We start from the raw sequence: 24,465 nt of genomic DNA on the forward strand, positions 1-24,465 counted from the left end.
GCTTGTCTCTTTGTATTCTTCTGAGCGAGACGCTGCACCTAGCAAGCCAGGAACAGCTTTGTTGCCCTCCCACTCTAGATAATTTTTCAAGTATACGAGCAATCTGTTATTTGAAATTTTCAAATACAGCATTATAGTCTTTCTACTCATGAAGCCCATTTGTCAAGTCCGATCTATACAAATTTAAATGAGTTTACCCTGCAAATTTAAATAGAAAAAGTATCTAAAAATTTGACATAAGCATCTAAATATTTTTCATTGCATAGAACGGTGAGTTTTTATATATTTTTTAGGTAAATAGCATTAATTACAAGTGTTTTTTGGAGTTAGTAAATTTCCTAAAAAAACTCTGTAATTTAGTCCGAAAAGCTCAAGATTAGAAATTAAAAAACAATAAAAAAGCTACAGATGAAGCTTAATTGTGCTTTGTGATATTTATTAATGAAGCCAAATTTATGTCCTAATAGGAGAATTAACTCTAATGGCATCTGATTCAAATTCTGTTTTTGGTAATCCCGTTAATAGTGGTGGTCAGGCTAGCAACCCCAGCGATCCTTTCGCATCTGGAGGCGCTTTTGGCATCCCAACGGCTGACAGCTTCGATTTTGATAAGTATGGAATTCCCAAAGAAGGCAGTTTCGATCCTGCTAAGTATGGCATCCCAACGGCTGAAAGCTTCGATTTTGATAAGTATAGAATTCCCAAAGAAGGCAGTTTCAATCCTGCTAAGTATGACATCCCAACGGCTAACAGCTTTGATCCTGCTAAGTATGGTATTCCAAAAGAAGGCAGTTTTAGTTTAGGTAGCGCTGGCATCCCAACGACTGATAGCTTCGACCCTTCTAAGTATGGTATTCCAACGGCTGATAGCTTCGACCCTTCTAAGTATGGTATTCCAACTGGAGGCAGTGTACCAAGTTTTGGTGGTGGTGGCCCAACTGCTTAGTGGCAATTGTATAACTTGAAGGGCAAATTCAAGTTATACATAATTCCAAAAGTCTGGGTTTATCTATCTTTTAATTATGTGATGTGCAACTTTCACTAAACAAAAATCCCATCCTAGCAAAAGATAACAATTATAATTTTGTAGCTTTTACATAGGATGGGATTTTTATTATCTATGGAAGACTTAGTAGTGGATATAACTCCATCATCTAATACTGCCATTTTAAATTTATTTATACTCTTGCAAAGCTCCTAACTTACGAATTCCTGGCCAAATCATAGCTGTAGCAATCACTACTAAAATTGTGCCAATTCCACCACCCACAACGGAAATCACCGGGCCAAATAAAGCAGCAGTCAAACCGGACTCAAAGCCGCCTAATTCATTCGAGGCACTAATAAACACGCTATTAATAGCAGCAACTCGACCACGCAAATGATCTGGTGTTCTGATTTGAACTAATGTATGACGAATCACAACGCTAATACTATCTAGTGCGCCACCAAGGATCAGCATCAACATAGACAGCCAAAAGGAACGAGAAAGTCCAAAGATAATTGTTACAACCCCAAAGCCAACCACTGACCATAATAAGGCTGGGCCAGCTTTGCGTAACGGTGGTAAATATGCCAGGGTGATAGCCATAGTCAAAGCACCGATGGAGTGAGCTGCTTGTAGATATCCCAATTCCACTGGCCCTACGTGTAAAATATCTTTGGCAAAGATCGGGAGGAGCGCGATCGCACCACCCAACAATACAGCAAACATATCTAATGTAATCGCTGCTAAAATCAATTGATTTTGCCAAACAAATTTAGCACCGGCTGCAAGTGCTTTGAGTGAAATTGGCTCAGTTGAGCGAATACTTTTTTGCTCTTTGATCGCCAGCGTTAAAATAAAACACAGCAACGCGGCGATCGCTGCTAACACATACACTCCTGTAGCACTTCCTAGTAGCGCAATCCCGAATCCCCCAAAGGCTGGGCCAATAACAGCAGCCAATTGAAAGCTACTACTATTCCAAGTAGCTGCATTTGTAAAGGCGCTGACAGGTATTAATTGCCACATCAGAGCATCACTGGCAGGTTTGAGGAATGCTCTAGCGACACCTGTTAATACTAAGCAGGCGTAAATTAGAAAAATTGCACCCTGAGTATAGGAAAGTACCCCTAAAGCTAGGGAGCAGAGGGCTAGCAACATTACCGAGAGTAACATGGTCACTTTGCGATCGCGGCGATCGGCAACATCTCCGGCAATTAAGGTGAGAATAATCATCGGTAGGACTTGCGCCAGTCCTACACCACCTAAAGCGATCGCCGAGTTCGTGCGCTCATAGAGTTCCCAGCCAATCGCTACAGTTTGCATTTGCGACCCCACGAACAGCACTAGCCGTCCAATGGTAAATAGCCGATAGTCTCGAAACTTAAAGGCTGCAAAGGGATCGTGTTGTGCAACCTCAAAGTTATGGGGCTTTGAGTTCTGTTTTCTCGAAGACATTTTTTAGTAGAGTTAAGCCTTCTTCAATGTTGGAAATTTGGTCTTCTGAAAGACCTTTGAGCAGATCGCTAATATGAGCGCGAGTTTGATCTTGGGATTGCTTGAGATGGTGTTTTCCATCTTCAGTTAAATTGAGCAGCACCCGCCGCCGCTCTTGAGGATGAGCAATCCGTTTCACGAAGTCGCGTTGTACCAAACGTTCTATAGTTGCTGATGCCGTGGCAGAGGTGACACCTAAATGCTCTGCTAAGTCAGATAATGAAGCACCAGGATTCCGGTTGATAAATGCTAGCGATCGCAACTGAGGTATAGATAAAAAAGCGGCACTATGGGCACGCATATCCGCTCGGATAAACCGCATCACTAATGGAACTGTTTCCATTACTCTAGCGGCACATTCTTCGGAAGTTGCACCTTGATTAGGTTTATCCAAGGTCATGGGCTTGTTGTTCTCCTAGTTACATAGCCACCCGTGGATAAAGTTTTCCACCAAGGATGGCCAAAATTATTAATGTTAATAAGAGAATTGTACAATCCAGACCAAAGCTATAGATGCTAGTGCCATTCAACAGCATAGTGCTGCGTAACCCGTCAACCAGATAAGTCAACGGATTTAAATGGGAAATGAACTTTAACCAACTGGGCATCAACGAGATCGGATAGATGGCATTGCTCGCAAAAAATAACGGCATGGTTAACAATTGTCCAATACCCGTCATCCTTTCTCGGCTTTTCACCAAACAGCCAATAATTAATGAAAAAATACAAAATGTTCCCGCCCCCATTATGACTAGCAGCAGTACTTGGAGAATAGCTAGGGGATGAAGATTTAGTTTGACACCTAATAAAAATGACAATCCGTAAATAAATATTACCTGAGATAAGCACCTTACCCCACATGCTAAACCTTTGCCCAACACCATCGCTACACGGGGTGTAGGACTAGCTAAAAATTTATGTACAATCCCTAAATCTCGCTCCCAAATTAACGTCATCCCACCACTGAAAATTGCCACAAACAAAATACTCTGAGCCAATATGCCAGCAGAAATGAAGTCTAAATAGGGTAAGTTGCCTGTTGGAATCGCGCGAGTCCGGGCGAAAACTTGCCCAAAGATTAGCAGCCATAAAGCTGGTTGCACAGCCCGAACGACTAAATCAGTGGGATCGTGGCGGAGTTTACGGATTTCCAATTCTGCGATCGCCAGGGTTTTTGTAACTAGCTCTTTTATCGCAGAGATCGAATTTCCTCGGACAGTGGGTGGTGCTTTAACCCAACCGTTGAGCAGTACGTCTGGTTCTTGCTGTGTCACGGTAGTTGACTCCTGATGTTAACTGGTCGCCTGTATAGTGAATAAAGACATCATCCAAAGTTGCATTTGGGTTATTTAAAGAAGCTTTTAAGTCCCTTGGTGAACCTGTGGTAACGACTTCACCTTGCTGTATAATCGCCACTCGGTTACATAAGCTATCTGCTTCTTCTAAAAAGTGGGTTGTTAAAAATATAGTTGTGCCGTAATCAGCACACAGTTGTAGTACAAGCTGCCATACTTGAGTTCGAGCGATGGGATCTAGTCCGACAGTCGGCTCATCAAGAAACAGAATTTGGGGTTGATGTAGAACTGATATGCCGATTTCCAGCTTGCGGATCATCCCACCAGAGTAGTTTCGTACCAAGCGTTTCGCCGCATCTTGCAAACCCATGTACTCTAGAATTTCATAGATGCGGCGATCGCGTCCTTTGGCAGGTATTCCATACAGCTTGGCGAAGATTAAGAGATTTTCGTAACCCGTGAGACTACCATCAGCAGACAGCGCCTGGGGTACATAGCCGATAGCCCGCCTCACAGGATTAGATTGACGAGTCACGTCATAGCCAGCTAAGGTTGCTTTCCCTGCACTGATAGGCAGTAAGGTTGTCAACATCTTAAGAACTGTACTTTTCCCTGCGCCATTGGGGCCAAGCAGTCCAAATACTTCGCCTTGTTCCACAGATATGCTCAGGTTATTAACTGCCGTGAACTTCCCAAAATGGCGTGTGAGTCCCTGAGTTTCCAAAATCAACGGTTTTGGTTCGCTAGCAGGTTGCGATCGATTTATTTTTGTCGTCAGTATTGTCACAAGTTTGATGCACTTCAATTAATTAGTAAATCTAACTATTAGCTTCTCAATAGATTTACCAGAAGTCAATAGACTTCTTGGCATAAATTTGAATCAGAGTAAAAGGAAACTCAGTAGAGTGGCGGCGAGGTTCTTGATGGGCGAAGTATTACTGGCAAATTAACCGCAAACACTTGCTAGAGATGGTTAATAGGTAAAAATTTTCAGAATGCCTACTGCTCAGTTAGAAAGTCTATGCCGCATTTAATTTTCATCAACAAGCTGCAAAACCCTCTTATATAAAGGTTCTGCCACCCAGAATCCTGCTTGGTTAATCAGAGCATCTAACAAAGGTTTTACAGCAGAAATCAGTCTTTGACTTTTAGCTTCAACCAAAATCCCTAAAATCCCTGTGTAACCAAGATTTAGCCTAGCTGCAATCATGCGACCACGACGTTCATCAATCAAAACTTGATTTGCTTTCATTTCCAGCGCTAGAGCGATCGCTTCAGCTTCACCAATATCTAATTCATTGCTGAGTGCTTCAACCAATGTTCGATCTTGAACTGGACGAGTTTGAATCCAGATAAAAGTTTGGGCTTCAGTTGCACCTGCAACTGGAAAGTTGGGATCAGTCAGTTCTCGGTAAACAGCTTCAGGAATTAGAACTGTTCCGTAAAGCTGTTGTAGTAAATGAAGATGGTTAATGGCGGCGAGGTTATTAATGGGTGAAGTATCACTGACAACGATCACAGTCTACCCATCGCCCGCAAGTTTTCTATATCTTGGTCAAAATCCTCGACCCCATAATGCACTGAAATTTGACGACTTGCGAGTAGATGCTGAAATGCTATACGATTCATACCTGCAAACCGACTGGCTTGAGCTAGAGTTAACTTTTCTTTTTGAAAGAGCATGACTGCAATTTCCTGCTTCATTTCGCCTTCAGTCATCCGAGTTGCGGTTAATATTTCATTAGGAATGACGATGCTCATAATTACAATCCTTTCTATCACTACTATTTTAAGAAGGTTGGGTATCGCCAAGGGACAAAATCCAGCACTCCCACATGGATAGCTGGCTAAATCTGCAAAAATGAATTTTAATTAATTGAATTTACTTATCCTAATTCAAAGGTATTCAGGGGAAGTATAACATCGTCCTACTCGGAAGGAGTCATTATGGCATCCAACAAATACTACGCCGTTTTTAAAGGTCGAAAGACAGGTATATTCACAAGCTGGGAGGAATGTGATAAACATATCACAGGTTTTAGTGGTGCGTTGTACAAATCCTTTAAGACTAGAGAAGAAGCAGAAGCAGCATTGGAGGTTGCAGAGCAGAATTTTATTGTGACAACTGAGCATAAAAAAGTAACCCGGCAGGAAACAAAAACAAAAATTATTCCTGCACAAGAATTAATAATGGATAGCGTTTGTGTTGACGCTTCATGTTTAGGTAATCCTGGATATGTTGAATACAGAGGTATTGATACAGCAACACGTAAAGTTATTTTCCATAAAAGTCCAATGCCAAACGGAACAAATAATATTGGAGAGTTTTTGGCTATTGTTCATGCTCTTGCATACCTGAATACAATCTGTACCGTGGTCAAGTTTGCACAGTAGTAGAATTATTAGCTGGTGGTGCTGCTTTTGAAGTGGAATTTAGCGATCGCTCTGGCCGCACTTATGAATCTGTCGGTTTACGCCCAGAGCAAATTATGGTGTTACATTTTGAGCCAGCATCCCCTGATTCAGTAAGGCCAATGGTGACAGCTTAAGTGGTTGTGCCCAGAACTATGCCTACGCCTACGCAGCTTTATCAGATATTCTGAAATAAGATCATATCTATAAACCTTCCACAAAATATCCGATTATGGCGATCGTTGTTTCCCTTAGCCCAGAATTAGAAGCACGACTCCGCGAGAAAGCTACACAGCAGGGACAAGACGTTAGTTTTGTTGCAGCCCAATTGCTAGAGGCTGTCCTAGAGTGGGAGGTGCAAGACTCAGAAGCAGCTATTAAGGGTATTCAGCAAGGATTAGAAGACTTTGAAGCGGGTAGATTCCGTTCGTTTGATGATTTTGCTGACGAGCAACGTCGCAAGTATAATCTGCCAGCCGATTCATGAAATACCGCATTGAAATCTCTAGTGTAGCTGAAGCAGAAGCAGACAGCGCATTTTTGCAGTTATCTCAAGTTACTTCTCCTGAAAGGGCAAGTCAGTGGTATGCAGGATTAGTACAAGTCATTGAGTCTTTATCGCAAATGCCAAGCCGATGTTCTCTAGCTAGAGAAAATGATTATTTTAGCCAAGAAATTCGCCAGATACTTTACGGTCGAGGACGCAATTCATACCGAATAATTTTCACGATTTTGGCAAGACAAGAAATATCGATAGTGCGTGTTCTTCATATCCGTCACGTTGCACAGCAGACCCTTGGTGAAGCACCGGATGACTCTCAGACGACCTAAGAACTAGCAACCGCATAGGGCTAGCTGAAGCATATTAAACATATACCAGCAAAGCGCTCGCATCTGGTAATTTTGAGAGCGATCGCATTAAAAATTATTTAAAAATACCAATTTTTTATAACTAGGACTTATATAACATCTCTGGTTATCTTCAACATTTTATTTCCACCAGGCTGTAATTCGTATTCAACCTTTTCAATATCTATTTTGTAACCTTTTGAAGTGTAATATTTAACTATTTTATCTAAATGTTGTGAATGTTTCCACATTAAAGTTATCAAAGGAAATATTCGGACTTTTTTAGCAATACGCAGCATCTCACCTATAGAATCTAAATGAAAATTGTAATCGAGATGGTCTGAATATAAAAACAAGAAATGTGAACAAAGCGCTAAATCAAATTCTTGATTATTAAATGCCAATTTTGGCAATTCACCGACTTTGTATCTGTTGCTCTTTTTGCCATTTTCATAATCAGACAGAAATTCTTGAATAACTTTCACTCGATTGTGTCGCAAATCATCTGGAGATTTATGATAGCTCCATACCCAATCATTCGTTGTAGCCTTGACTTGATTAATGATGTTATCTACTACTTCATTAAATCTTTGCAATATTTCATCACCAGAAAATTGGTATAGTGGATCAACAGAGACTACACTTTTACCCTGACGTGTCATTTCTGCATTGAAGCTTGCTGGCCCATCCCCAATCCCAATGATTCTTTTATTTAAATCTGCATTTGTTAAATTGAATATTTTTATATATTCATCCATTGACCTGCCAAAAGGAACTACTTTATCTAGAACCATTGCCATAGAATTTACCTTGTCAATAGACTGATTAAACAGGATGATAGCATCAAAATGTTTTATTCACTGAGAGACGGCAATCATTCAGAAGCGCGTTAAGTTCTTTTATAACTGTTAAAGGATTTCTACCTATAAATACAGCAGCGATCGCAGCTTCATAAGGATTTCTACCTGTTTTTTTGACAGCATTTATTGCAGCTTGATTTGATAATCCTCGGACACTAACTAGCCATGCCGCTAATACATGTCCAGTACGTCCAATTCCACCGGAACAGTGTACAACAACTTTCTCATTTTGTTTCTCAGCTTCTATTAAGAAAGGAAGTATTTTCTGTGTGAGGGTTTCTAAATCAGATAAATGGAAATCTGCAATTGGTGCCCAACAAATTAGCTGATTCCCAAATTCCTGTTTGTATATGTTTAGAAGATTAGAGTAAGAACCTAGCTGTTGTTCATCAAGAAGACAGCAAACACGCTTGATATTTTGGCGCTTCATGAACTCTATCCAATCCTGAACATTCTTGTCAGTGTATCCAGGTCGCGCAGCACCAAAGACTATTTGCTCCTTCTCCCAAGCTGGGGCAAATTTGTACATATTTAACTGTCTAGAATCGAGGTTGATAAATCTTACCAATGGCAGAAAATAGCGATGGCTGCGCCAACGCTTTCAGCGAACGCCGTTTAAAAATCTTTCTACAGCCAATGCCAACTAAAGTAACTATACCTAAAAGCCTAATACAATACCTACGTATACACACTATATTACTTTAGAGTTATACTGCACTGCATCTAATCTACCTGGAGAATAATAAGGTAGAACGAATGCTAAGAATAAAGTTTTTCAATAAATTTTATATTTTTGTGAATTGTCTTGCTGCCTATACTACCTCTAATGCTTATTCTTAGGACTTTTGCAGCTTACTTCGCTAACTCCAGTAGTTACCTTGACTAATCAATGAGGTTAAGAGAAACTAACTAAATACTGATGCGTGTGCTTATAATATTAATAAGTTTTGTAAAGATTCTGAGATATATATGTTGAAAAATGGAACATTAGTTAACAAATGGCAAGTTTATATCTAGTAAAAATGTTCCTATGGCTATATTTGTAGCCTTCTGCTAAGGCAGTAGAATTTAAGCGTACTTATCCTGGTTGGCCAAAAGAATGGAGACATTAGAATTCATAATTTATCCAGACGGTCGGGTACAAGAGAAAGTCACTGGCATTGTGGGTAATTCTTGCGCTGAAGTTACAGCAGCAATAGAGGCGCAGCTGGGGCAAGTACTTAATCATGAGCCAACCTCAGAATATTTCGCCGCCAAGGTGCAGCAACCTAATGTGGCGAATACACACACCACTTACAGCGATTGGTAAGTTTTCACAGTAGTTTAGTGTTATTAATTCACAACCACCATGTCACACTTTAGCCAAATTAAGACTCAAATCCGTAACCTTGATTCTTTGAAAGATGCTTTGACTGAATTGGGCGTAGACTGGAAACCCGGCCCGCGCGAAGTCCGTGGCTATCGCGGTCAAACCCATCCTGCAGAAGTTAGTATTGAGCAGGAAAATGGCTATGACATCGGCTTTAGATGGAATGGCAAGGAATATGAATTGGTGGCTGACTTGCAATATTGGCAACAAGATTTGTCTGTAGATGGATTTTTGCGCCAAGTAACACAGCGCTATGCTTATCAAACAGTTCTGAAAGAAACTGCTCGTGTTGGTTTTCAAGTTTCTGAACAACAAAAAAATGAAGATGGTTCAATTCGCCTGGTAGTACAGCGCTGGAGTGCGTAATGGCTGATTTTCTGCCGTCACTGGAAGAACAAGAAGATAACCGTTCCGGTTTGGAACCAGAATTAGGGGGTTTTTTACGGGATGCCCCAGAACGTTCTGGTTTAGAACCGGAATTGGGTGGTGTGCTACGCCAAAATGGTGTTTATGTTGACGAAATCACCTGTATTGGTTGCAAGCATTGCGCTCATGTTGCGCGTAACACCTTTTATATTGAACCAGATTACGGGCGATCGCGCGTGGTTCGGCAAGATGGGGACGCTGAGGAAATTATCCAAGAAGCAATTGACACTTGTCCGGTTGATTGCATTCACTGGGTTGATTACACTGAACTGAAAAAATTAGAAGACGAGCGCAAATATCAGGTAATTCCTTTAATAGGTTATCCTGTAGAAGAGGCAGTTGCTGCTAGCCAACGTCGGCGTAAAAAGCAAAAGTCAAAAACCAAAAAATCCCGTTATTAAGATAAAAACGTTAAATTAATATAATAAAGGACTGGATATTCCAGTCCTTTTGTTTTTCCTTATGTAGTTAATTTCTGATGTCAGGATAATTTTGAATTCCCTGTAAGAGCTAATTCTCTTCATTTAAAATTTAGAGGATTGTGTTGTGAAAGTAATTTTTCTACTTTTGCCTCGTCTAACCTAGCGCTTAATCTTCTAGTTTCGTGCAAGTCTCTAGTAGTTTTTGCAAAAGTAAAAGTTGAGTCAACAGAGAAAGCATACTCATATCCATAAAGCCTTTCACCCAAGCATTTACAGGTAAGTTTACAATATCGAAGTTAGATTATAGAAATAGAAATCACAAAAGCTACCCCAGTTTAAATAATCTAAGCTGCACTATCTTTTTGGATACCAATTGTTTGCATATTTTCTACCTTTGATATGAGTTATTAATACCAATTATTAATTTGTAATTAAGAAGCGTAATATTTAATCTGGGTTTCCAAACTTGTATCTATAGTTTAGTTTTGGAAAATTGAAGTTAACAAGAATTATATTTATTGGTAGGTTTACTGGTAATTAATAGTAAGACCAGTTTCGTAACTGGATTTCAACAAGTGAGCTTAAGAGCAATGTAGTCAATAAAAACTGGCACAAAATTTGTACCAGTTTTACAAGTGGCATTAAAAGGATGAGTTTAGTTATTCATCGGGAAAAGTCTGTACCTTGCCATCAGGACTGAGAACAACTCGAATTCTGACATTCTGTCCATTTTTATTAGCGGAAACAAAAGGTTTGCCAACTTCTGGCATCCCAGCATTATCAACGAATTCTCTTGCTGCCTTATTAAGGGGGAAAATTCGTTCAATTGTGCCGTCAACACCAACTATCAAACTGTACTCTAATGTTTGTCCCAGTCCAGTAGGTGGTTGCCAACGCTTTGTTAGGTATTGTCTAGCTTCTGCTACTTGCGGTGTGTCAAATAATGTGCCAGTAGCTACTTCTCTAGATGTGGGGTTTTTACCTGCGTCCCCTAATTGATCGATAAATGGATTATTAGCAGCAGTTCTAGAGGAAGGAAGTTGTGAAGTAGGTTTCTCTCCAGCAGAAGATTGCTGTAAAGAACTAATTGTTTCGTCTAGCTGTTGTGAAGTTAGTGGAGAGGGTTGGGCTGGGGTATTGACACGATTCTTATTGGGTATGGTGTCAAGAGATGGAGGGAGGACTGGTGAGATATTAGTTGGTAAGCTATTGGCATTAGAAGACAGTCTGGGTGGCAAATTCCGCAGTTGAGGGATAGCACCGGCTTGGGGACTTGATCCGGTTGGATTCTGTCCAAGATTTGGTAATATGGCAATTTCCTGACCTGGGATTTTCTTGGATGGTGCGCTCGCTCGATTACTAGGAAGGGTTGCAGTCGTCCCTTGAGGTATTGTCAACGTATTTGGTGGCGGTGGAGAGAAACTACTAGAACTAGGGGCTGTTAGAGGTGCTTGAGGTAAAGTGGATGTGGAAAGTGGAGGGGTAGAACCTAGCAAATTATTTGATGGAGGGGTTAGCCCAGGTTCAGGGGTGGGAAAGTTTAGTGAAGATGAAGGTTCTAGAGCAGTCTTTACTGCTTCTGAATTTGATGTTTTGGCTGTCTGCTGTTGCTTTTCTCTAATATTGTTAGCATATTGCCAAGTAACTGGTAAAAAACCTACACCTAATACTAATACTGCGGCAACAGGCGCCCAAGCAGGAAACCTCAGAGTCGAACCTGTGCTGTTGAGAGTTGGAAGTGCCATGACATCAGTTGAGTATTCATCTAAAGCACTTGCCAAATCGAATAGTTGCAGCAAACTGAGTTGAATTACGGGGCCGGATGAGTGGTTGGTGAGAGAACCGAGAAATAAGTTGTGAGTTAAATAGCTGCTTGGTTCTAAGTGGATATTTGCCCCAGGAAGTTGGGTACTAAAGGCATTTAATGTTTTTGTTGAAGACTTTAATTCTGGCTCATCCAGTGCTGTGCTTGACTCCTGGGTACTGGGGAAACTCACCCAAAAGCTTTCTGGAGACTGTTGGAGAAATTGCTGTACATAGTTGGTGACAGCATCACATAAAGCTTCGAGTTGCTCGCGATCGCCCCGAATTGGAACTCTTTGTTCTTCTGGGAGTCGGGGATCGTCAAAACGTAGCTCAAAACTCAGATGTTTGAGGACAGTTTTCCCCATCCAACGAGACAGAGGTGAGCTTTGCGCGAATACTTCTAGCGTGCAAGTCGGTGGTGTGTAGCAACGAATAACTGAATTTGATAGAGGCATGACAGGAACTACGAAGAAGACTATATTGGGATTTTGCAAAAATTGAGCCAGTTGCTTGCAAAGAAAAGTTGGAACAGTGGATTCTTCCACTCAGAAATTTGTCAGGTTCCTTCTGTTATGCAAACTGGCGTGCAAGGAGGAAGCATTGTTGATAGTGCATCGCTCAAGAACTAATGACCATCAAAAAGGAATCCTTACCTAGCAAACTTTTGAAAACGAATTTTGGTTGAGGAATTTCAAATCTAAAATTTAAAATTTTGTTGAACGGTCTATAAGTGCTAGCCAGAGACGGCGATGCCCACCAGGAGCGCTGTAAAAAAGTAAATCTACAAGCAGTTTTAAGGCCAGGTTAGTTAGTAAATCCGTTGAGATTTGCTCGTCCTCTTCCATCCGCTCTTGGTAGGTGTTGCAAAAAGCATCAATATAGTCTCCAAGTAAAGCAGCCTGGTGAGGTTCCCGGTTATTTTCTGCCATTTGTTCTAACAGACCGACAGCACGGCGAATCAATTCCTGGTGCTGTTTGGCTAGGTAGCAGACGATCAAAACAAGCGATCGCGCTTCTTCGACATCTAGCTTTTTTCGCCCTCCTTGACCTTTGCGTAGAGGATTTGATTGGCGCAATCGCCATAAAGCTACGCGGTCTGGCACTCTTGACTCTAAATTCAGATCGGTTGCCGCCGAAAGCATTGCCTCTGAACCAATCCCAGTTAAGGTTTCTAGCGCTAACAGCACCAAGTCTAATTGGGTTTTTATATTGTCCCATTGAACTGTATTTGGCGCTGGAAGCTTGATTAAATCCTCCCACTGGGAATTTGGAGTGGCTGAGTTGGCGGCCGAGTGCATAACTTTTAGCATAGGTGATCGAGCTGATAGGGGATGTTGCTGTTACCCATTTTGAAACCAGACTCTTAAGAATCAAGCTTGGTTTCCCATAAATAGCTATGAGCCGGAGGCTTCAGCTAGCTTTTATATGTGGTAAACAGTAGGTATCTTTGTCTTACTCTAGATGAAAATTTATTTTCGACAAAGTAAAAAATTATCAATTCTAATTAAGGTTTACCCGACTTTCGCTGTTAGCTCCGTATCAGAGTATAAATAAATTATTGTTTTGAATGTTAACCGCTAGCGATCGCTAAGTAATTATGTAGAATACCTCCTAATTTGTTTGCATTTTTAAATTTTGAAATTTCTTGATATTTATTACTTGGTCTTAATATATACATAATTACTATACAAATCTTTTTCCTATTTGCTAAAGGCACTTTTTGCTGCTGGACATTACCCTAACTGAGTTTTATTTGTGTGCAGCCTGTTATTTCAGTATAGGCTGGGCAACATCAGGACGATTGACGCCTCCATAAATAAAACCGATGACAAACTTAAAAATTTGATAAAGTCAGCATTTGAAGATGTTGGCGATTTATTCCAACTAAGTTGGTACTATAACTCTAACCACAAACCACGCACATATCAGAACTCATTTATAAAGTTGATGGGCAGAGGTAATAGTTTAGATATTTACCAAAACCCATGCTTCAGTATGGGTTACAGATAATTCACTCAGTAGAAATAGCAACCCAATAATATAACAACTATGAAAAAGCATTTTTTTGCCTTTTCACTGATAGCTTGTGCTGTCGGTGTGACTCTGCCAACTCAGGCATTTGCAGTTAAGCTGTACGGTGCTGGAAGTTTGCGCGATAGTCTCACAGAAGTAGCTGAATCTTTTAACGAAAAATATGGGATTCCAGTCGAAACGCGATTTGGCCCGTCTGGGTTAACACGAGAACTTATAGAACAAGAATTATCCAAAACTGGAAAATCCGCAGATGTTTTTGCCAGTGCAGATATTAATAACCCTCAAAAATTGTTTGAAGAAGGTTTAAGTGAACCTGTAGTAAATTTCACCAGCAACCGCATGATTGCTGTTGTCAGATCGGGACTTGGTATCACATCAGATAATTTATTGAACTTTTTATTAAAACCTGAAATCAAGTTAGGAACTTCGACGCCTGTAGCAGATCCATCTGGTGACTATGCATGGGAGATATTTGATAAGGCTAATCGGATTAAACCTGGTAATTCTCAAATTCTGAAGGATAAAGCCTTGCAATTAGTAGGTGGTAATCCTAATGCTCCTATAGTTCCTAATGGCAAAAATAATTTAGTCTACTTTTTAGAAGAAACAAAGCAGGCAAATATCTTTTTAGCTTATTACACTAGTGGCAAGACTGCCCAAGCAACAAAAGGTGGTGACAATCTGCAAATAGTAGAGTTACCCGACTATTTGGCAACGAAAGCTAATTATGGACTAACTACACTGAAAGATGCCGATCCTGATGGTGAAAAATTAGCTAAATATATTTTGTTACAAGAAGGGCAATAAATTTTAGCAAAGTATGGATTTAGCGCTCCCTCTGCTTCTGTTCCCGAACATCAAGGTGCGGATGGAATTTTGCTAGCGATAGGTGTAGCTTTTATCCTCAATAAAAAACAAGTATTGGTCAAAAAGCAATTAATAAAATTAGACTAATATAGGTAGATAAATTACTAAATTTGTCTTGTTATAAATCAATCTGATAGTACATTTACTAACGAAGTAAAATATGAATAAGCTCAATACATTTCTTTTTTTCTCTCAAAAAATAGCAAAGGCAAGTATAACTCTAATAGCAGGAATTTCATCGAGTATTCTGCTTACTAACCCTATCCATGCAGCGACCCTCGGTCAAAATATTATTGTTAATGGGGATGCAGAACAAGGGCAAGGAGATCCCATTGGTAATGCTGTTGGAACTGATATCCCCGTTATCCCTGGTTGGATTCCAACTAATAGTTTTAGTGTGCTGAAATATGGAGCAACAGGTTTTGAATTTACTAACCCTTTGGGTAATATAGTTGCTGTTAGTGGACTTCCTGATGTTAATAGTGCAGGACCAAGTTTACGTGGAAAAAATCTATTTTTTGGTGGTGCTAATAGAGGCTCATCAAGTGCTTCTCAAGTAATTGATATACCTAACCTTGCCTCTATAATTGATGCTGGTCAAGGAGAATACGATTTGAGCGCCTGGTTAGGTGGCTACGACACTGATTTAGATAATGTGAAATTGAATATTAATTTTCTAAATCAAAATGGTCAATCTTTAAATACAGCATTCATTACTTCGCCCACTCCAGACAAAAGAAATAACACTACAGGTTTATTATTCCAGTCTACAAAGGGTTTTGTTCCCGTTGGTGCAAGACAAATTAATGTTGCTCTGGATATGAATTATGTCCGTGGGCGAGTGAATGATGGCTATGCTGATAACCTCTCGTTAGTAATTACCAAAGTTCCAGAACCATCAATTTCAGGTTTATTGCTAGTTAATTCATCTTGTCTTATGGTATGGAAATTACGTAGAAACCGCCAAGAATTGCTATAGATTTCAATATTTTCATCCTTTATTTTGATGATGAAATCATAAATCAGTGGTTTTGGTAAAGTCGTAGCAGTTACAGAATCGGATTCAATATTTGGCATATTACTGGCAAAAGTGTCATCTATCTAGTAATGTCCAATTTTACAAGTAAGAGTAAAAATGGGAAATACACAAGAAGTAGCTAGTCGTAACAAATTTTTAATAAAGAGACTTGCAAACAGTAAATGTTAATTGGTGTTTTCTGTAAATATTGTAAGGATTACCATTTGCAAGTGAACTTTATTTGATATAAGCAACAGTAACACCACTGCCGCCATCTGCTTGTTCTGCTGGTTCGTAGTTGTTCACTCTGGGATGCTGTTGCAAAAATGCGTGAACTCCTTGTCGCAGTTTCCCAGTGCCGTACCCGTGAATAATCCAGAGTGGGCCTGTAGCTTCCGAAATAGCTTTATCTAAAATGTATTCGGCATCAGCTACTCGTTTTCCACGCAAATCGATGGTATTTTTGGAAGTCCGAATTTCTGGGACAGCTGGCGGTGGGGGGGTTACTGCTGCTAGGGCTGGTTTGGCTTTAACAACTGGTTCGGGTTTTTGACCATCTAGAGATTCAACATCTTGCAACTTCACGTTCATCTTCATTAGCCCAAAGCGAACGCTTAACTCGCCATCTTCATCAGGAGCAGCGATCACTTCTGCTATCTGTCCCAATTTGGGAACGCGGATGCGATCGCCTACTTTGGGCATAAATCCGATTTTTGGTTTTGCTGGCGTTACTGGCTGATATTGTTGGCCTATTTGATTCAAAGCATTGGTTGCTTGTTGGGCTTCTTGGGCTGTGGGCGTACCTTTCTGCAAACGGCGGATTACTTGGGCAATTTCACCTTTTGCTTGAGCGATCGCTTGTTGGACTGCTATTTCCTGGGAAGCCCGCAAACTGCTTTCCCTTTCCTCCAAACTTGCAGCTTTTGCAGATACTTCTTTATATAAACGTTCCGCTTGCTGTAACAAACTTTGGGCTTCCGCAGCTTTGGTTTCCTGGCGGCGGCGTTGCGCTTCTAACCCAGCAATTACCTGGTTAACTTCATCTGTGGCTTCTCCAACTTGGGTTTTCGCCTGTTGTACCACTTCTGGTTTTAATCCCAAGCGCAGGGCAATTGTCAGGGCGTTAGAACGTCCGGGGATGCCCCACAGCAGACGATAAGTAGGTGACAGAGTACTTTCGTCAAATTCTACAGAGGCATTTTCAAACCGATCGTCTTCGTATTTCAGGGCTTTTAGTTCGCCAAAGTGAGTAGTGGCGATCGTTAACTGGGCATGGTTGGCAAGATATTGCAACAAGGCGATCGCTAAAGCACTACCTTCCACTGGATCGGTTCCTGCGCCGACTTCATCAAGTAAAACTAAGGAATTGGGGAGGCAGTGCGGTCTTGGGGTCTCCCCAAGTGGAGCAACTGCCGTCATAGGGCATGGGGCATTGGAATCTCTCTCATCTCCTTCTACTTCGCCATTTCCCAATGCTTCCAAAATCCGACTAATCCGGCGGATGTGTCCAGAAAATGTAGATAAACTTTGCTGTAAGGATTGTTCATCGCCAATATCTGCCAGCACTTTATCAAACCAAGGTATTTCTACTGGTTCGCGGGCGGGGACAAATAAACCCACTTTGGCCATTAATGCTGCTAACCCCAAGGTTTTTAAGGTTACAGTTTTACCGCCAGTATTAGGCCCCGTAATTGTCACTACCCGAATTTGTGGACTGATCAACAAATCTACAGGAACTACTGGTTGCCCTTGTTCGTGCTGTTGCTGCCACACTAACAGAGGATGTCGCAAGTTCCGCAAGGTAATCATTTCTCTCTCTTCCCGCTGGATAAATCGCGGGGGGTTTGCTCCTAGCCAGAAACTATATCGCGATCTAGCGGTTGCCAGATCCAAAGTGGTAGCGATCGCTAACAACCTCTCTAAATCTGGTTTGACTGCGGCTACTTGTTCCGTCAAAATGCGGCGAATCGTTTCTTCTTCGGCTTGCTCTCTTCTGATAATTTGCCGCAGTTGGTTGCCTAGAGGTACTACTGAATTCGGTTCCACATACAGAGTGGCACCACTGGTAGAGGTATCGTGGACTATACCGGGAATGGCATCTTTTTGGGGTGCTTTTACGGGGATAACAAAGCGATCGCTCCGTTGCGTAATCAGCTGTTCTTGAACTGCACCAGATTTTGCCTGTAAGATATTTTGCAGCTTTTGAGTAATTTGGCTGCGTACTCGCCGCAAGTCTGTGCGAATTTCTCCCAGTTTTTGACTCGCGCGGTCAGTTACCTGGGCCCGTTCATCAATACAGCGATGAATTTCCTGTTCTAGTTCGGGATAAGTCCGCAAATCGGCAACCAAATCAGTCAATATCGGCAAATCTTCTTGATTGTCGATGACACGGCGCAAATTTCTGGCACCAGCGAGGGTGGTAGCGATCGCTAACAGTTCTTCTCCAGCCAAAACTCCACTGCGTTCTGCTCGTTCTAAGGAATCGCCAATATCTTGAATTCCTTCAAATGACAGTCCCGTGGTTAGGCGACTTTCCAGTTGGTAGATTTCTTTGGTTTGCTCTAACAACAGTTCGCTTTGGGTCTGAGAATCAGGTATTTTCAGATGACGTGCAGCTGTCGCCCCCAGCTTAGTTGCGGCAAAGGTGGCAAGGTGCTGGCACAGGCGATGCCATTCTAATAATTCTAAGGTTTCAGATTGGATCAAGGTTTCAACATCTAATCTGAAATTATGGTAACAATTCTAGCTCCTAGATGGATAAATCTTAAAGGAGAAAATTTTGCTTTAATTCAATCAGCCAGATAGTCCGTCACTATAGCCAAGTAATAACTGACACATTAGACTATCTTTTCTGAGAAAATACCCCAACACCAACTGCCATCGAAAACAACAGAGAAACGAATTAGGCAGCAACTATTTCTTGAACTAGAACATAAGGTTGAACGATAAGAGTATTAAATCGCTTACTGCGATCGCCATTCCATTCTCCCACTTGTACTGTTGTGGGTTTGGTAATTAATTGTTTATCAATCCACTGTTCCACTGATGGAATGTTATCACTGGCGATCGCTACTCCAACATCCACCAAGTCTAGCTCAAGCGCTACCAAAATTACTGCATCTCGTTGTACATGAGGAATGAGCCACTCCCACTCTGCCTCATCCATAATTTCTGTTAATTCCGCTCTTAAATCCGACATTATTTCTCAATTTGTCTTGGCTAACAAACTATTTTACATTAATTACTACTTCTTAACTCTTAACTCCTAACTCCTAACTCCTAACTAAACTTCAGATTTCATTTCATCTATTTCAAATAAAGACACAATTACTCCAGCTATAGGAATAGATATAAAAACACCTAATAATCCTGCTACTCTAGCCCCTACTAGTAAAGCAAAAAACACTACTACAGGATTAAGATTCAGCGCGCCTTGCATAATTCTGGGCGCAATCAAGTTGTCTTGTATCTGCTGGAGGACAATACAAGCTATTAATACTTTGACTGCTAACCAAACACCTTGAGACAACACGAATAGAGTAACTGTGCTTACTCCTAATGTTGCTCCTATACCAGGAATAATATCAACAATTCCGACTATTATTGACAATATCAAAGCAAAAGGTACTTTTAATAGTAAAAATACTAGAAATGTTGAAATTGTTAAAAATGCGCTTAATAGTAACTGACCTCTAAAAAATCCCAGAAAAGACTTTCTAATTATATTGGTAAATCTATTACGACGCTGTTTTGGAACTATTTTCAAAATAAAGTTCCATAATTTGTCTCCATCTAATAGCATGAAAAAAGCCACAACTGCAATCAAGATAAAAGTGACAAAGTTCGTCATGAATCCTTGTAAAATAGCTAAACTATTAACAAGACTTGATACAGCCTGATTCCGCAATTGTTCTTGAATAAAACTTAAATCTATTTGTAAATTACGGTTTCGTAACAAACCTTCTATTCCCTCTAATAAAGGGACTAAAGAATTTAAAAATGCAGTGATACTATCAATTAATTGTTGTCCTTGAGATAAAACCGTTAAGCTTACAGTAATTATCAGACCGCCTATAATCACAATACTGAGCAAGAAAACTACACCAACAGCTATACTGTGGGGCAAAAAACGCCGCAGCCCTTGTACAGGATAACTGAGCAAAAAAGCTAAAATTGCTGCAAATGTAAAAATAACAATGACCGATTCAAAATAAGCTAAAAGTTGTACAATTGCCCAGCCAGAAGCAACCAAAAGCAAAAATCGAACTAATGCTAGATTATTTAATCGCTCCCAAAAACTCTTGGCTTCAAAGCCGCTCATAATAATTCATAATTCGTAATTCGTAATTCGTAATTTGTGGTAATTAAACCATAAAAACGCTAGTTGTTTAGCGCGATCGAGTGAGCCACCCTGTAAGATTGAGAGTTATTTGTTGGCAGTCCTTTAGTTTATTGCTAGAGGAATAGAGTTTAAGATTAGAGTAATCTAATAGCGATCGCTACCTCCCTAAAGCATATATCTGTAGTATCTCTAGATTCATCGTCCTAAATCATGCATTTCGTTAATTACTGTGGCACACTTTTGTGTCAACGCTTCCAATTCCTCTTTATTACTGGAACTGGGAGCATCAATCAAGTTACCAATTCTGACGGTGATGGGAACTGCGTGAGGTAGGGACGAGCCTTTTTGTAAAATCTTCTCAGTACCCCAGACACTTACTGGTAATATTGGGGCTTTTGCTTTCGCCGCTAGCAGCAGTGCGCCTCTTTTGGGGTCTGTAATGCGACCATCTGGAGTACGAGTACCTTGCAAGAAAACACCGACAGCCCAACCTTTATTGAGATATTCTAGGGCGGAACGGATGGCATTGCGATCGGCATTTCCCCGACTCACTGGGTAAGCACCATACAATTTAATCGCTTGCGCCAAAACGGGGATATTAAATAACTCTTCTTTCGCCATGTACGCTACCGGACGACGTACACAATTAGAGACAATCGGCGGATCGAAATAACTAGCGTGATTACTTGCTACTAATAGAGGCCCTGATTTGGGGACATTTTCCGCACCATAAATATGGCCTTGAAAATAAGCGTGAAGCATGGGGCTGACGACTGACCATTTAAAGGCGTGGTAAAGTGCCAGACTGATCAACGGTTCGCGGTTTTTGTCCACAGAAGATAATGCAAATCAAACTGAATTTAGCATACGCGATCGCAACACCCAGATCAAACGCAAAAAAGTTAAAGATGCAAATCAGCAACGCACGCCTACAGAAATTGCTTCACATCCCAACACAATTTGGATTCATACTTGCTTGGTATCTGAAAACCAAATCAAGATTGCGATCGCAGAGAATGGTCTTGGAGTTGCAGACACAAATTTAACTAGGTTATTTAACCTTTTTTTGACAACTAAAGATGTGGGTAAGAGATCCAGCTAAAAAAATTAAACAGGTAAATCAGTAGCACTTTGGATGTTTTGTAAAATCAAATCAGGGGTATTACGTTTAATCAAGCCAGTTAATACTTTACCAGGGCCAATTTCCATTACTCGCTCGATACCGTTGGCTGGTAATTGCAGACAAATTTCTCGCCATCTTACAGAACCAGTCATTTGTTTGTTCAGGCGTTGTTTTAAAATCTCGGCATCAATAGATGCAGTTGGCTCGACATTAGAGAGCACTGGCACAATCGCGGGTTGAAATTCCACAGATTCTAAAATGTCTTGAAATTCCGCAGCTGCTGGTGCTATTAAATGTGAATGAAATGCTCCAGAAACTTTTAGGGGAACCGCACGCTTTGCTTTAACTTGAGTCATCAGCGCTTGTACAGCCTCAGTCGTGCCTGAAATTACCACTTGAGCCGAACTGTTATCATTTGCTATCACCACATCAGGCGTTTGGGAAATAACTTTTTCTAACTGTTCGCGGTCAAAGTTCATCAAAGCTGCCATCATCCCATCAATGGAACTATCCATGAGTTCTGCACGACGTTTCACCAGATATAAACCAGCCGACCATTCAAAGACACCTGCTATATAAAGAGCAGTATATTCTCCCAAACTGTGGCCAGCAACTAAATCTGGCTGGTGTCCTCGCTCTCGAAGCAGGTCAGCAAGAATGCTTTCGACCACATAAAGACTTGGCTGAGTATACAGCGTCTGTGATAACTTCTCTTCTTGAGTTTGACAAATTTCAGTTACAGACCAGCCCAAAATATCCTCAGCTTTGGCAAGCTTGTCTTTAGCGGACGGTATATCTAGTAAATCCATTCCCATTCCCAGCGTTTGGGAACCTTGTCCGGGAAACACCCATGCAGTTTTTGTCATTTGTCAATAGTCAGTGGTCATTGGTCATTTGTCATTGGTCATTTGTCATTCACAAAGGACAAATGACTAATGACTAATGACAAAATATTTATCTTCCCCATTGAAAGATTGCCGCGCCCCAGGTAAGACCGGCACCAAAGCCGGATGTCGCAACGATGTCATTGGTTTGAATTTTACCTTGTCGTACTGCTTCATCTAAAGCTAAGGGGATGGAAGCAGCTGAGGTATTGCCATACTGGGCGAGATTACTAATAACTTTATGTTCTGGGATATTCAGGCGTTGGGCAACAGCATCGATAATTCGCTGATTGGCTTGATGCAATATCAGCCAATCTATCTGGTCAACGCTAAGATTGGCTTGAAACAAAGCTTTATCAATTATTTCTGGCACTTTTTGAACAGCAAAGCGGTAGACTTCTTTGCCGTTCATCGTAATCGGTTGGTAAGTGCCTTTGGTGATATTTACATCAGTCAGCAGTTCTTGGGAAGTACCTGCATAAGCAAGGTTGAGGTAATGGTTTTGAGTACCATCACTTTTAAGTGCAAATCCTAATAAGCGATCGCTTTTGGCAGCTTGTAACACCACTGCCCCAGCACCGTCACCAAACAATACACAAGTCCGGCGATCTTCCCAATCTACCCAACGAGAGAGGATATCTGCCCCTATTAACAATACATTTTTATAGACACCAGTTCTAATGTATTGGGCTGCTGTAACCAAACCAAACACAAAGCCAGAACAGGCAGCGGTCAAGTCAAAGGCGACTGCGTTAGTAGCTCCCAATTGCGCCTGTACTTGACAAGCACTACCAAACAAATCATCAGGGGTGGAAGTCGCTAGCAGAATCAGGTCTAGGTCTTCTGGTTTAATTCCTGAAGCGGCGATCGCTTGGCTGCTGGCGGCAGTAGCGAGTACACTCAAGGACTCAGATGGCAGAGCTAATCGACGTTGACGAATTCCCGTTCTTGTAGCGATCCACTCATCTGATGTTTCAACTAGTTCACTCAATGTCTGGTTGTGTAGGGAAGTCGCTGGTACTGCCGAGCCGCTTCCAGTAATTGCTACGCCTAAGTTTTGCACTCCTAATCTCCCAAGCTATCAGCTTTTTGTCTTTTGTCTTTTGTCAGTTGTCCTTTGTCATTTGTCCTTTGTCATTTGCCAGTTGTCCTTTACAAATGACCAATGACCAATGACCAATGACCAATGACTAATGACCAATGACTAACCGCTCTCGCGCTCTAGGATATATTGGGACTGAATTCGTTGTATCACCTGATTGTCAACAGCTTCTTTTGCCATGCGAATTGCATTAAAAATTGAAGGTGCTTGAGAGCTACCGTGACCGATAAAACAGACTCCTGCCACGCCTAGTAGTAAAGCACCACCATGTTCTGCGTGATCCATTCGCTGCTTAATCCGCTTCAAGTTGGGTTTTAAGAGTGCGGAACCGATTTGACCGTGCAATCCTTGGGGTAATTCTTCCCGCAGAATTTGCAGAATCACTTCTCCGACGGCTTCGGCAAATTTTAACAGTACATTGCCTACAAAGCCATCGCAGACAATCACATCAAAGTGACCGGAAAGTACATCACGCCCTTCAGCATTGCCAATAAAATTAATTTGGGAATTTTCGCGTAGCAGTTGGTGGGCGCGGACGGCTGCATCATTGCCCTTAGAGTCTTCTTCACCGATATTCAGCAAACCTACTTTCGGTTCATCTGTACCCAAGACATACTTACTGTAAGCCGATCCCATAACACCAAACTGCTCTAAAAACTTGGGGCGGCAATCTACATTTGCGCCAACATCAAGTACCAGCACTGGCTTACCAGCAATAATTGTCGGAAAAACTGTCCCGATCGCTGGGCGATCGATTCCTGGCAATCGTCCTAAGCGCAGCAAAGCTGATGCCATAGCGGCCCCAGAGTGACCAGCCGAAAATACGGCATCTGCCTTTTGTTGCTTGACTAAATCCATCGCCACATTGATAGAAGCCTTGCGTTTGCGTCTAACTGCATTTAAAGGCTCCTCATCCATAGCGATCGCTTCTTCAGCATTCACGATCTCTACCTGCCCTAAACTTGTTTTTGATGGCAAGGCAGCTTCTATTTGTTGGGGATCGCCAACTAAAAATATATCTACACCCAATTCTTCTCTTGCTCGCAATGCGCCAGCAACGATTTCACCAGGTGCATGATCCCCTCCCATTGCGTCAATTGCGATCCGTACGCGAGTCGATCCCATTGCTCACAGCTTCTAGAAACCTTACAAATTTTACCAGATGGCAATGCCC

Annotated in this window: 28 protein-coding genes and 1 pseudogene; 11 read left to right on the forward strand and 18 right to left on the reverse strand. The window is 41.3% G+C overall.

Annotated features, from left to right (window positions below; all coding sequences use genetic code 11):
- Nucleotides 1-481: 481 nt before the first annotated feature.
- Entirely contained in the window at nt 482-946 is a 465-nt protein-coding gene (locus RM049_RS16935; RefSeq protein WP_322705010.1) for a hypothetical protein, read from the forward strand.
- A 228-nt stretch (nt 947-1,174) separates the two neighbouring features.
- Here RM049_RS16935 and RM049_RS16940 read toward each other — a convergent pair whose 3' ends face one another.
- The 6 genes from RM049_RS16940 to RM049_RS16965 form a co-directional block, all read right to left on the reverse strand.
- Nucleotides 1,175-2,443, reverse strand: a complete 1,269-nt coding sequence (locus RM049_RS16940; RefSeq protein WP_322705011.1) for an MFS transporter — start codon at nt 2,441-2,443, stop codon at nt 1,175-1,177.
- Entirely contained in the window at nt 2,409-2,882 is a 474-nt protein-coding gene (locus RM049_RS16945) for a MarR family winged helix-turn-helix transcriptional regulator (protein WP_100902601.1), read from the reverse strand. The genes RM049_RS16940 and RM049_RS16945 overlap by 35 nt, the downstream gene beginning before the upstream one ends.
- 19 nt (nt 2,883-2,901) lie before the next feature.
- Nucleotides 2,902-3,756, reverse strand: a complete 855-nt coding sequence (locus RM049_RS16950; RefSeq protein ID WP_322705012.1) for an ABC transporter permease — start codon at nt 3,754-3,756, stop codon at nt 2,902-2,904.
- Nucleotides 3,713-4,564 carry an ABC transporter ATP-binding protein gene (locus tag RM049_RS16955; RefSeq protein ID WP_322705013.1) on the reverse strand — a complete coding sequence of 284 codons (852 nt, stop codon included), beginning with the start codon at nt 4,562-4,564 and terminating at the stop codon, nt 3,713-3,715. Before RM049_RS16955 ends, RM049_RS16950 begins: the two co-directional genes overlap by 44 nt.
- A gap of 243 nt (nt 4,565-4,807) precedes the next feature.
- Nucleotides 4,808-5,296, reverse strand: coding sequence for a DUF3368 domain-containing protein (locus tag RM049_RS16960; RefSeq protein WP_322705014.1), 489 nt, complete (start codon nt 5,294-5,296; stop codon nt 4,808-4,810).
- The gene (locus tag RM049_RS16965; protein WP_322705015.1) at nt 5,293-5,538 is read right to left on the reverse strand and encodes a UPF0175 family protein; all 246 of its coding nucleotides are present in this window, start codon (nt 5,536-5,538) and stop codon (nt 5,293-5,295) included. The genes RM049_RS16960 and RM049_RS16965 overlap by 4 nt, the downstream gene beginning before the upstream one ends.
- Before the next feature lie 186 nt (nt 5,539-5,724).
- Here RM049_RS16965 and RM049_RS39300 point away from each other — a divergent pair, with 186 nt between their 5' ends.
- The 4 genes from RM049_RS39300 to RM049_RS16985 all read left to right on the forward strand — a co-directional run bounded on the left by RM049_RS39300 (nt 5,725) and on the right by RM049_RS16985 (nt 7,020).
- Nucleotides 5,725-6,171 carry a viroplasmin family protein gene (locus RM049_RS39300; protein WP_416212644.1) on the forward strand — a complete coding sequence of 149 codons (447 nt, stop codon included), beginning with the start codon at nt 5,725-5,727 and terminating at the stop codon, nt 6,169-6,171.
- Nucleotides 6,129-6,326, forward strand: a complete 198-nt coding sequence (locus RM049_RS16975; RefSeq protein ID WP_416212645.1) for a DUF4926 domain-containing protein — start codon at nt 6,129-6,131, stop codon at nt 6,324-6,326. The genes RM049_RS39300 and RM049_RS16975 overlap by 43 nt, the downstream gene beginning before the upstream one ends.
- Nucleotides 6,327-6,421: 95 nt before the next feature.
- Entirely contained in the window at nt 6,422-6,676 is a 255-nt protein-coding gene (locus RM049_RS16980) for a hypothetical protein (protein WP_322679269.1), read from the forward strand.
- Nucleotides 6,673-7,020: a type II toxin-antitoxin system RelE/ParE family toxin gene (locus RM049_RS16985; protein ID WP_322705016.1), complete on the forward strand. Its 348-nt coding sequence runs from the start codon at nt 6,673-6,675 to the stop codon at nt 7,018-7,020. Before RM049_RS16980 ends, RM049_RS16985 begins: the two co-directional genes overlap by 4 nt.
- 128 nt (nt 7,021-7,148) lie before the next feature.
- Here the strand turns inward: RM049_RS16985 and RM049_RS16990 are convergent, their stop codons facing one another.
- Together RM049_RS16990 and RM049_RS16995 are read right to left on the reverse strand one after the other, a co-directional pair.
- Nucleotides 7,149-7,838: an SAM-dependent methyltransferase gene (locus RM049_RS16990; RefSeq protein WP_322705017.1), complete on the reverse strand. Its 690-nt coding sequence runs from the start codon at nt 7,836-7,838 to the stop codon at nt 7,149-7,151.
- Nucleotides 7,839-7,881: 43 nt separating this feature from the next.
- On the reverse strand, nt 7,882-8,427 hold the full coding sequence (locus RM049_RS16995; protein WP_322705018.1) for a protein-tyrosine phosphatase family protein: 546 nt from the start codon (nt 8,425-8,427) through the stop codon (nt 7,882-7,884).
- 570 nt (nt 8,428-8,997) lie between these two features.
- Here RM049_RS16995 and RM049_RS17000 point away from each other — a divergent pair.
- The 3 genes from RM049_RS17000 to RM049_RS17010 are packed head-to-tail and all read left to right on the forward strand — an operon-like array spanning nt 8,998 to nt 10,094.
- The gene (locus RM049_RS17000) at nt 8,998-9,207 is read left to right on the forward strand and encodes a DUF2997 domain-containing protein (protein ID WP_322673334.1); all 210 of its coding nucleotides are present in this window, start codon (nt 8,998-9,000) and stop codon (nt 9,205-9,207) included.
- A gap of 39 nt (nt 9,208-9,246) precedes the next feature.
- Nucleotides 9,247-9,633 carry a DUF1257 domain-containing protein gene (locus RM049_RS17005; protein WP_322660747.1) on the forward strand — a complete coding sequence of 129 codons (387 nt, stop codon included), beginning with the start codon at nt 9,247-9,249 and terminating at the stop codon, nt 9,631-9,633.
- The gene (locus RM049_RS17010; protein WP_322705019.1) at nt 9,633-10,094 is read left to right on the forward strand and encodes a ferredoxin; all 462 of its coding nucleotides are present in this window, start codon (nt 9,633-9,635) and stop codon (nt 10,092-10,094) included. The genes RM049_RS17005 and RM049_RS17010 overlap by 1 nt, the downstream gene beginning before the upstream one ends.
- 119 nt (nt 10,095-10,213) lie before the next feature.
- On the opposite strand, the pseudogene RM049_RS17015 reads toward RM049_RS17010, so the two are convergent.
- From RM049_RS17015 to RM049_RS17025, 3 genes and pseudogenes are all read right to left on the reverse strand, one after another.
- Nucleotides 10,214-10,459: pseudogene (locus RM049_RS17015) on the reverse strand (YiaA/YiaB family inner membrane protein).
- 315 nt (nt 10,460-10,774) lie between these two features.
- On the reverse strand, nt 10,775-12,376 hold the full coding sequence (locus RM049_RS17020) for a DUF4335 domain-containing protein (RefSeq protein ID WP_322705020.1): 1,602 nt from the start codon (nt 12,374-12,376) through the stop codon (nt 10,775-10,777).
- Between the two features lie 249 nt (nt 12,377-12,625).
- Nucleotides 12,626-13,231: a DUF3038 domain-containing protein gene (locus tag RM049_RS17025; RefSeq protein ID WP_322660741.1), complete on the reverse strand. Its 606-nt coding sequence runs from the start codon at nt 13,229-13,231 to the stop codon at nt 12,626-12,628.
- 739 nt (nt 13,232-13,970) lie between these two features.
- Between RM049_RS17025 and RM049_RS17030 the strand changes: the two genes are divergently transcribed.
- Both RM049_RS17030 and RM049_RS17035 read left to right on the forward strand, forming a co-directional pair.
- Nucleotides 13,971-14,762 (forward strand): molybdate ABC transporter substrate-binding protein, encoded by a 792-nt coding sequence (locus tag RM049_RS17030; RefSeq protein WP_322705021.1) that lies wholly within the window; start codon nt 13,971-13,973, stop codon nt 14,760-14,762.
- Between the two features lie 220 nt (nt 14,763-14,982).
- The gene (locus tag RM049_RS17035) at nt 14,983-15,801 is read left to right on the forward strand and encodes a PEP-CTERM sorting domain-containing protein (protein ID WP_322705022.1); all 819 of its coding nucleotides are present in this window, start codon (nt 14,983-14,985) and stop codon (nt 15,799-15,801) included.
- A gap of 276 nt (nt 15,802-16,077) precedes the next feature.
- Here RM049_RS17035 and RM049_RS17040 read toward each other — a convergent pair whose 3' ends face one another.
- The 4 genes from RM049_RS17040 to RM049_RS17055 all read right to left on the reverse strand — a co-directional run bounded on the left by RM049_RS17040 (nt 16,078) and on the right by RM049_RS17055 (nt 21,016).
- Complete coding sequence (locus tag RM049_RS17040) at nt 16,078-18,546, reverse strand: endonuclease MutS2 (protein WP_322705023.1); 2,469 nt, start codon at nt 18,544-18,546, stop codon at nt 16,078-16,080.
- Between the two features lie 196 nt (nt 18,547-18,742).
- Nucleotides 18,743-19,039, reverse strand: a complete 297-nt coding sequence (locus RM049_RS17045) for a DUF2288 domain-containing protein (protein WP_322705024.1) — start codon at nt 19,037-19,039, stop codon at nt 18,743-18,745.
- An 84-nt stretch (nt 19,040-19,123) separates the two neighbouring features.
- Nucleotides 19,124-20,161, reverse strand: coding sequence for an AI-2E family transporter (locus tag RM049_RS17050; RefSeq protein ID WP_322705025.1), 1,038 nt, complete (start codon nt 20,159-20,161; stop codon nt 19,124-19,126).
- 216 nt (nt 20,162-20,377) lie between these two features.
- The gene (locus RM049_RS17055) at nt 20,378-21,016 is read right to left on the reverse strand and encodes a lysophospholipid acyltransferase family protein (RefSeq protein ID WP_322705026.1); all 639 of its coding nucleotides are present in this window, start codon (nt 21,014-21,016) and stop codon (nt 20,378-20,380) included.
- Between RM049_RS17055 and RM049_RS17060 the strand changes: the two genes are divergently transcribed.
- Nucleotides 21,009-21,284 (forward strand): hypothetical protein, encoded by a 276-nt coding sequence (locus RM049_RS17060; RefSeq protein WP_322673326.1) that lies wholly within the window; start codon nt 21,009-21,011, stop codon nt 21,282-21,284. The two genes, RM049_RS17055 and RM049_RS17060, sit on opposite strands and share 8 nt — an antisense overlap.
- A 5-nt stretch (nt 21,285-21,289) precedes the next feature.
- On the opposite strand, the gene fabD is transcribed toward RM049_RS17060, so the two are convergent.
- The 3 genes from fabD to plsX form a co-directional block, all read right to left on the reverse strand.
- The gene (gene fabD / locus RM049_RS17065; protein ID WP_322682258.1) at nt 21,290-22,171 is read right to left on the reverse strand and encodes an ACP S-malonyltransferase; all 882 of its coding nucleotides are present in this window, start codon (nt 22,169-22,171) and stop codon (nt 21,290-21,292) included.
- An 88-nt stretch (nt 22,172-22,259) separates the two neighbouring features.
- Nucleotides 22,260-23,252 (reverse strand): beta-ketoacyl-ACP synthase 3, encoded by a 993-nt coding sequence (locus tag RM049_RS17070; RefSeq protein WP_322705027.1) that lies wholly within the window; start codon nt 23,250-23,252, stop codon nt 22,260-22,262.
- Between the two features lie 141 nt (nt 23,253-23,393).
- Nucleotides 23,394-24,416, reverse strand: coding sequence for a phosphate acyltransferase PlsX (gene plsX, locus RM049_RS17075; protein WP_322673323.1), 1,023 nt, complete (start codon nt 24,414-24,416; stop codon nt 23,394-23,396).
- Nucleotides 24,417-24,465: the final 49 nt, after the last annotated feature.

It is taken from the genome of Nostoc sp. DedQUE04 (assembly GCF_034530995.1).
Taxonomy (GTDB): domain Bacteria; phylum Cyanobacteriota; class Cyanobacteriia; order Cyanobacteriales; family Nostocaceae; genus Nostoc.

What these genes read in the sequence shown, in the direction of transcription:
- plsX (WP_322673323.1), bottom strand. Translation starts at nt 24,416, where the DNA reads ATGGGATCGACTCGCGTACGGATCGCAATTGACGCAATGGGAGGGGAT.
- RM049_RS17000 (WP_322673334.1), top strand. Translation starts at nt 8,998, where the DNA reads ATGGAGACATTAGAATTCATAATTTATCCAGACGGTCGGGTACAAGAG.
- RM049_RS16985 (WP_322705016.1), top strand. Translation starts at nt 6,673, where the DNA reads ATGAAATACCGCATTGAAATCTCTAGTGTAGCTGAAGCAGAAGCAGAC.
- RM049_RS16940 (WP_322705011.1), bottom strand. Translation starts at nt 2,443, where the DNA reads ATGTCTTCGAGAAAACAGAACTCAAAGCCCCATAACTTTGAGGTTGCA.
- RM049_RS17045 (WP_322705024.1), bottom strand. Translation starts at nt 19,039, where the DNA reads ATGTCGGATTTAAGAGCGGAATTAACAGAAATTATGGATGAGGCAGAG.
- RM049_RS17030 (WP_322705021.1), top strand. Translation starts at nt 13,971, where the DNA reads ATGAAAAAGCATTTTTTTGCCTTTTCACTGATAGCTTGTGCTGTCGGT.
- RM049_RS16990 (WP_322705017.1), bottom strand. Translation starts at nt 7,838, where the DNA reads ATGGCAATGGTTCTAGATAAAGTAGTTCCTTTTGGCAGGTCAATGGAT.
- RM049_RS16945 (WP_100902601.1), bottom strand. Translation starts at nt 2,882, where the DNA reads ATGACCTTGGATAAACCTAATCAAGGTGCAACTTCCGAAGAATGTGCC.
- RM049_RS17005 (WP_322660747.1), top strand. Translation starts at nt 9,247, where the DNA reads ATGTCACACTTTAGCCAAATTAAGACTCAAATCCGTAACCTTGATTCT.
- RM049_RS17035 (WP_322705022.1), top strand. Translation starts at nt 14,983, where the DNA reads ATGAATAAGCTCAATACATTTCTTTTTTTCTCTCAAAAAATAGCAAAG.
- RM049_RS17010 (WP_322705019.1), top strand. Translation starts at nt 9,633, where the DNA reads ATGGCTGATTTTCTGCCGTCACTGGAAGAACAAGAAGATAACCGTTCC.
- fabD (WP_322682258.1), bottom strand. Translation starts at nt 22,171, where the DNA reads ATGACAAAAACTGCATGGGTGTTTCCCGGACAAGGTTCCCAAACGCTG.
- RM049_RS17025 (WP_322660741.1), bottom strand. Translation starts at nt 13,231, where the DNA reads ATGCTAAAAGTTATGCACTCGGCCGCCAACTCAGCCACTCCAAATTCC.
- RM049_RS39300 (WP_416212644.1), top strand. Translation starts at nt 5,725, where the DNA reads ATGGCATCCAACAAATACTACGCCGTTTTTAAAGGTCGAAAGACAGGT.
- RM049_RS17020 (WP_322705020.1), bottom strand. Translation starts at nt 12,376, where the DNA reads ATGCCTCTATCAAATTCAGTTATTCGTTGCTACACACCACCGACTTGC.
- RM049_RS16995 (WP_322705018.1), bottom strand. Translation starts at nt 8,427, where the DNA reads ATGTACAAATTTGCCCCAGCTTGGGAGAAGGAGCAAATAGTCTTTGGT.
- RM049_RS17050 (WP_322705025.1), bottom strand. Translation starts at nt 20,161, where the DNA reads ATGAGCGGCTTTGAAGCCAAGAGTTTTTGGGAGCGATTAAATAATCTA.
- RM049_RS16935 (WP_322705010.1), top strand. Translation starts at nt 482, where the DNA reads ATGGCATCTGATTCAAATTCTGTTTTTGGTAATCCCGTTAATAGTGGT.
- RM049_RS16980 (WP_322679269.1), top strand. Translation starts at nt 6,422, where the DNA reads ATGGCGATCGTTGTTTCCCTTAGCCCAGAATTAGAAGCACGACTCCGC.
- RM049_RS16965 (WP_322705015.1), bottom strand. Translation starts at nt 5,538, where the DNA reads ATGAGCATCGTCATTCCTAATGAAATATTAACCGCAACTCGGATGACT.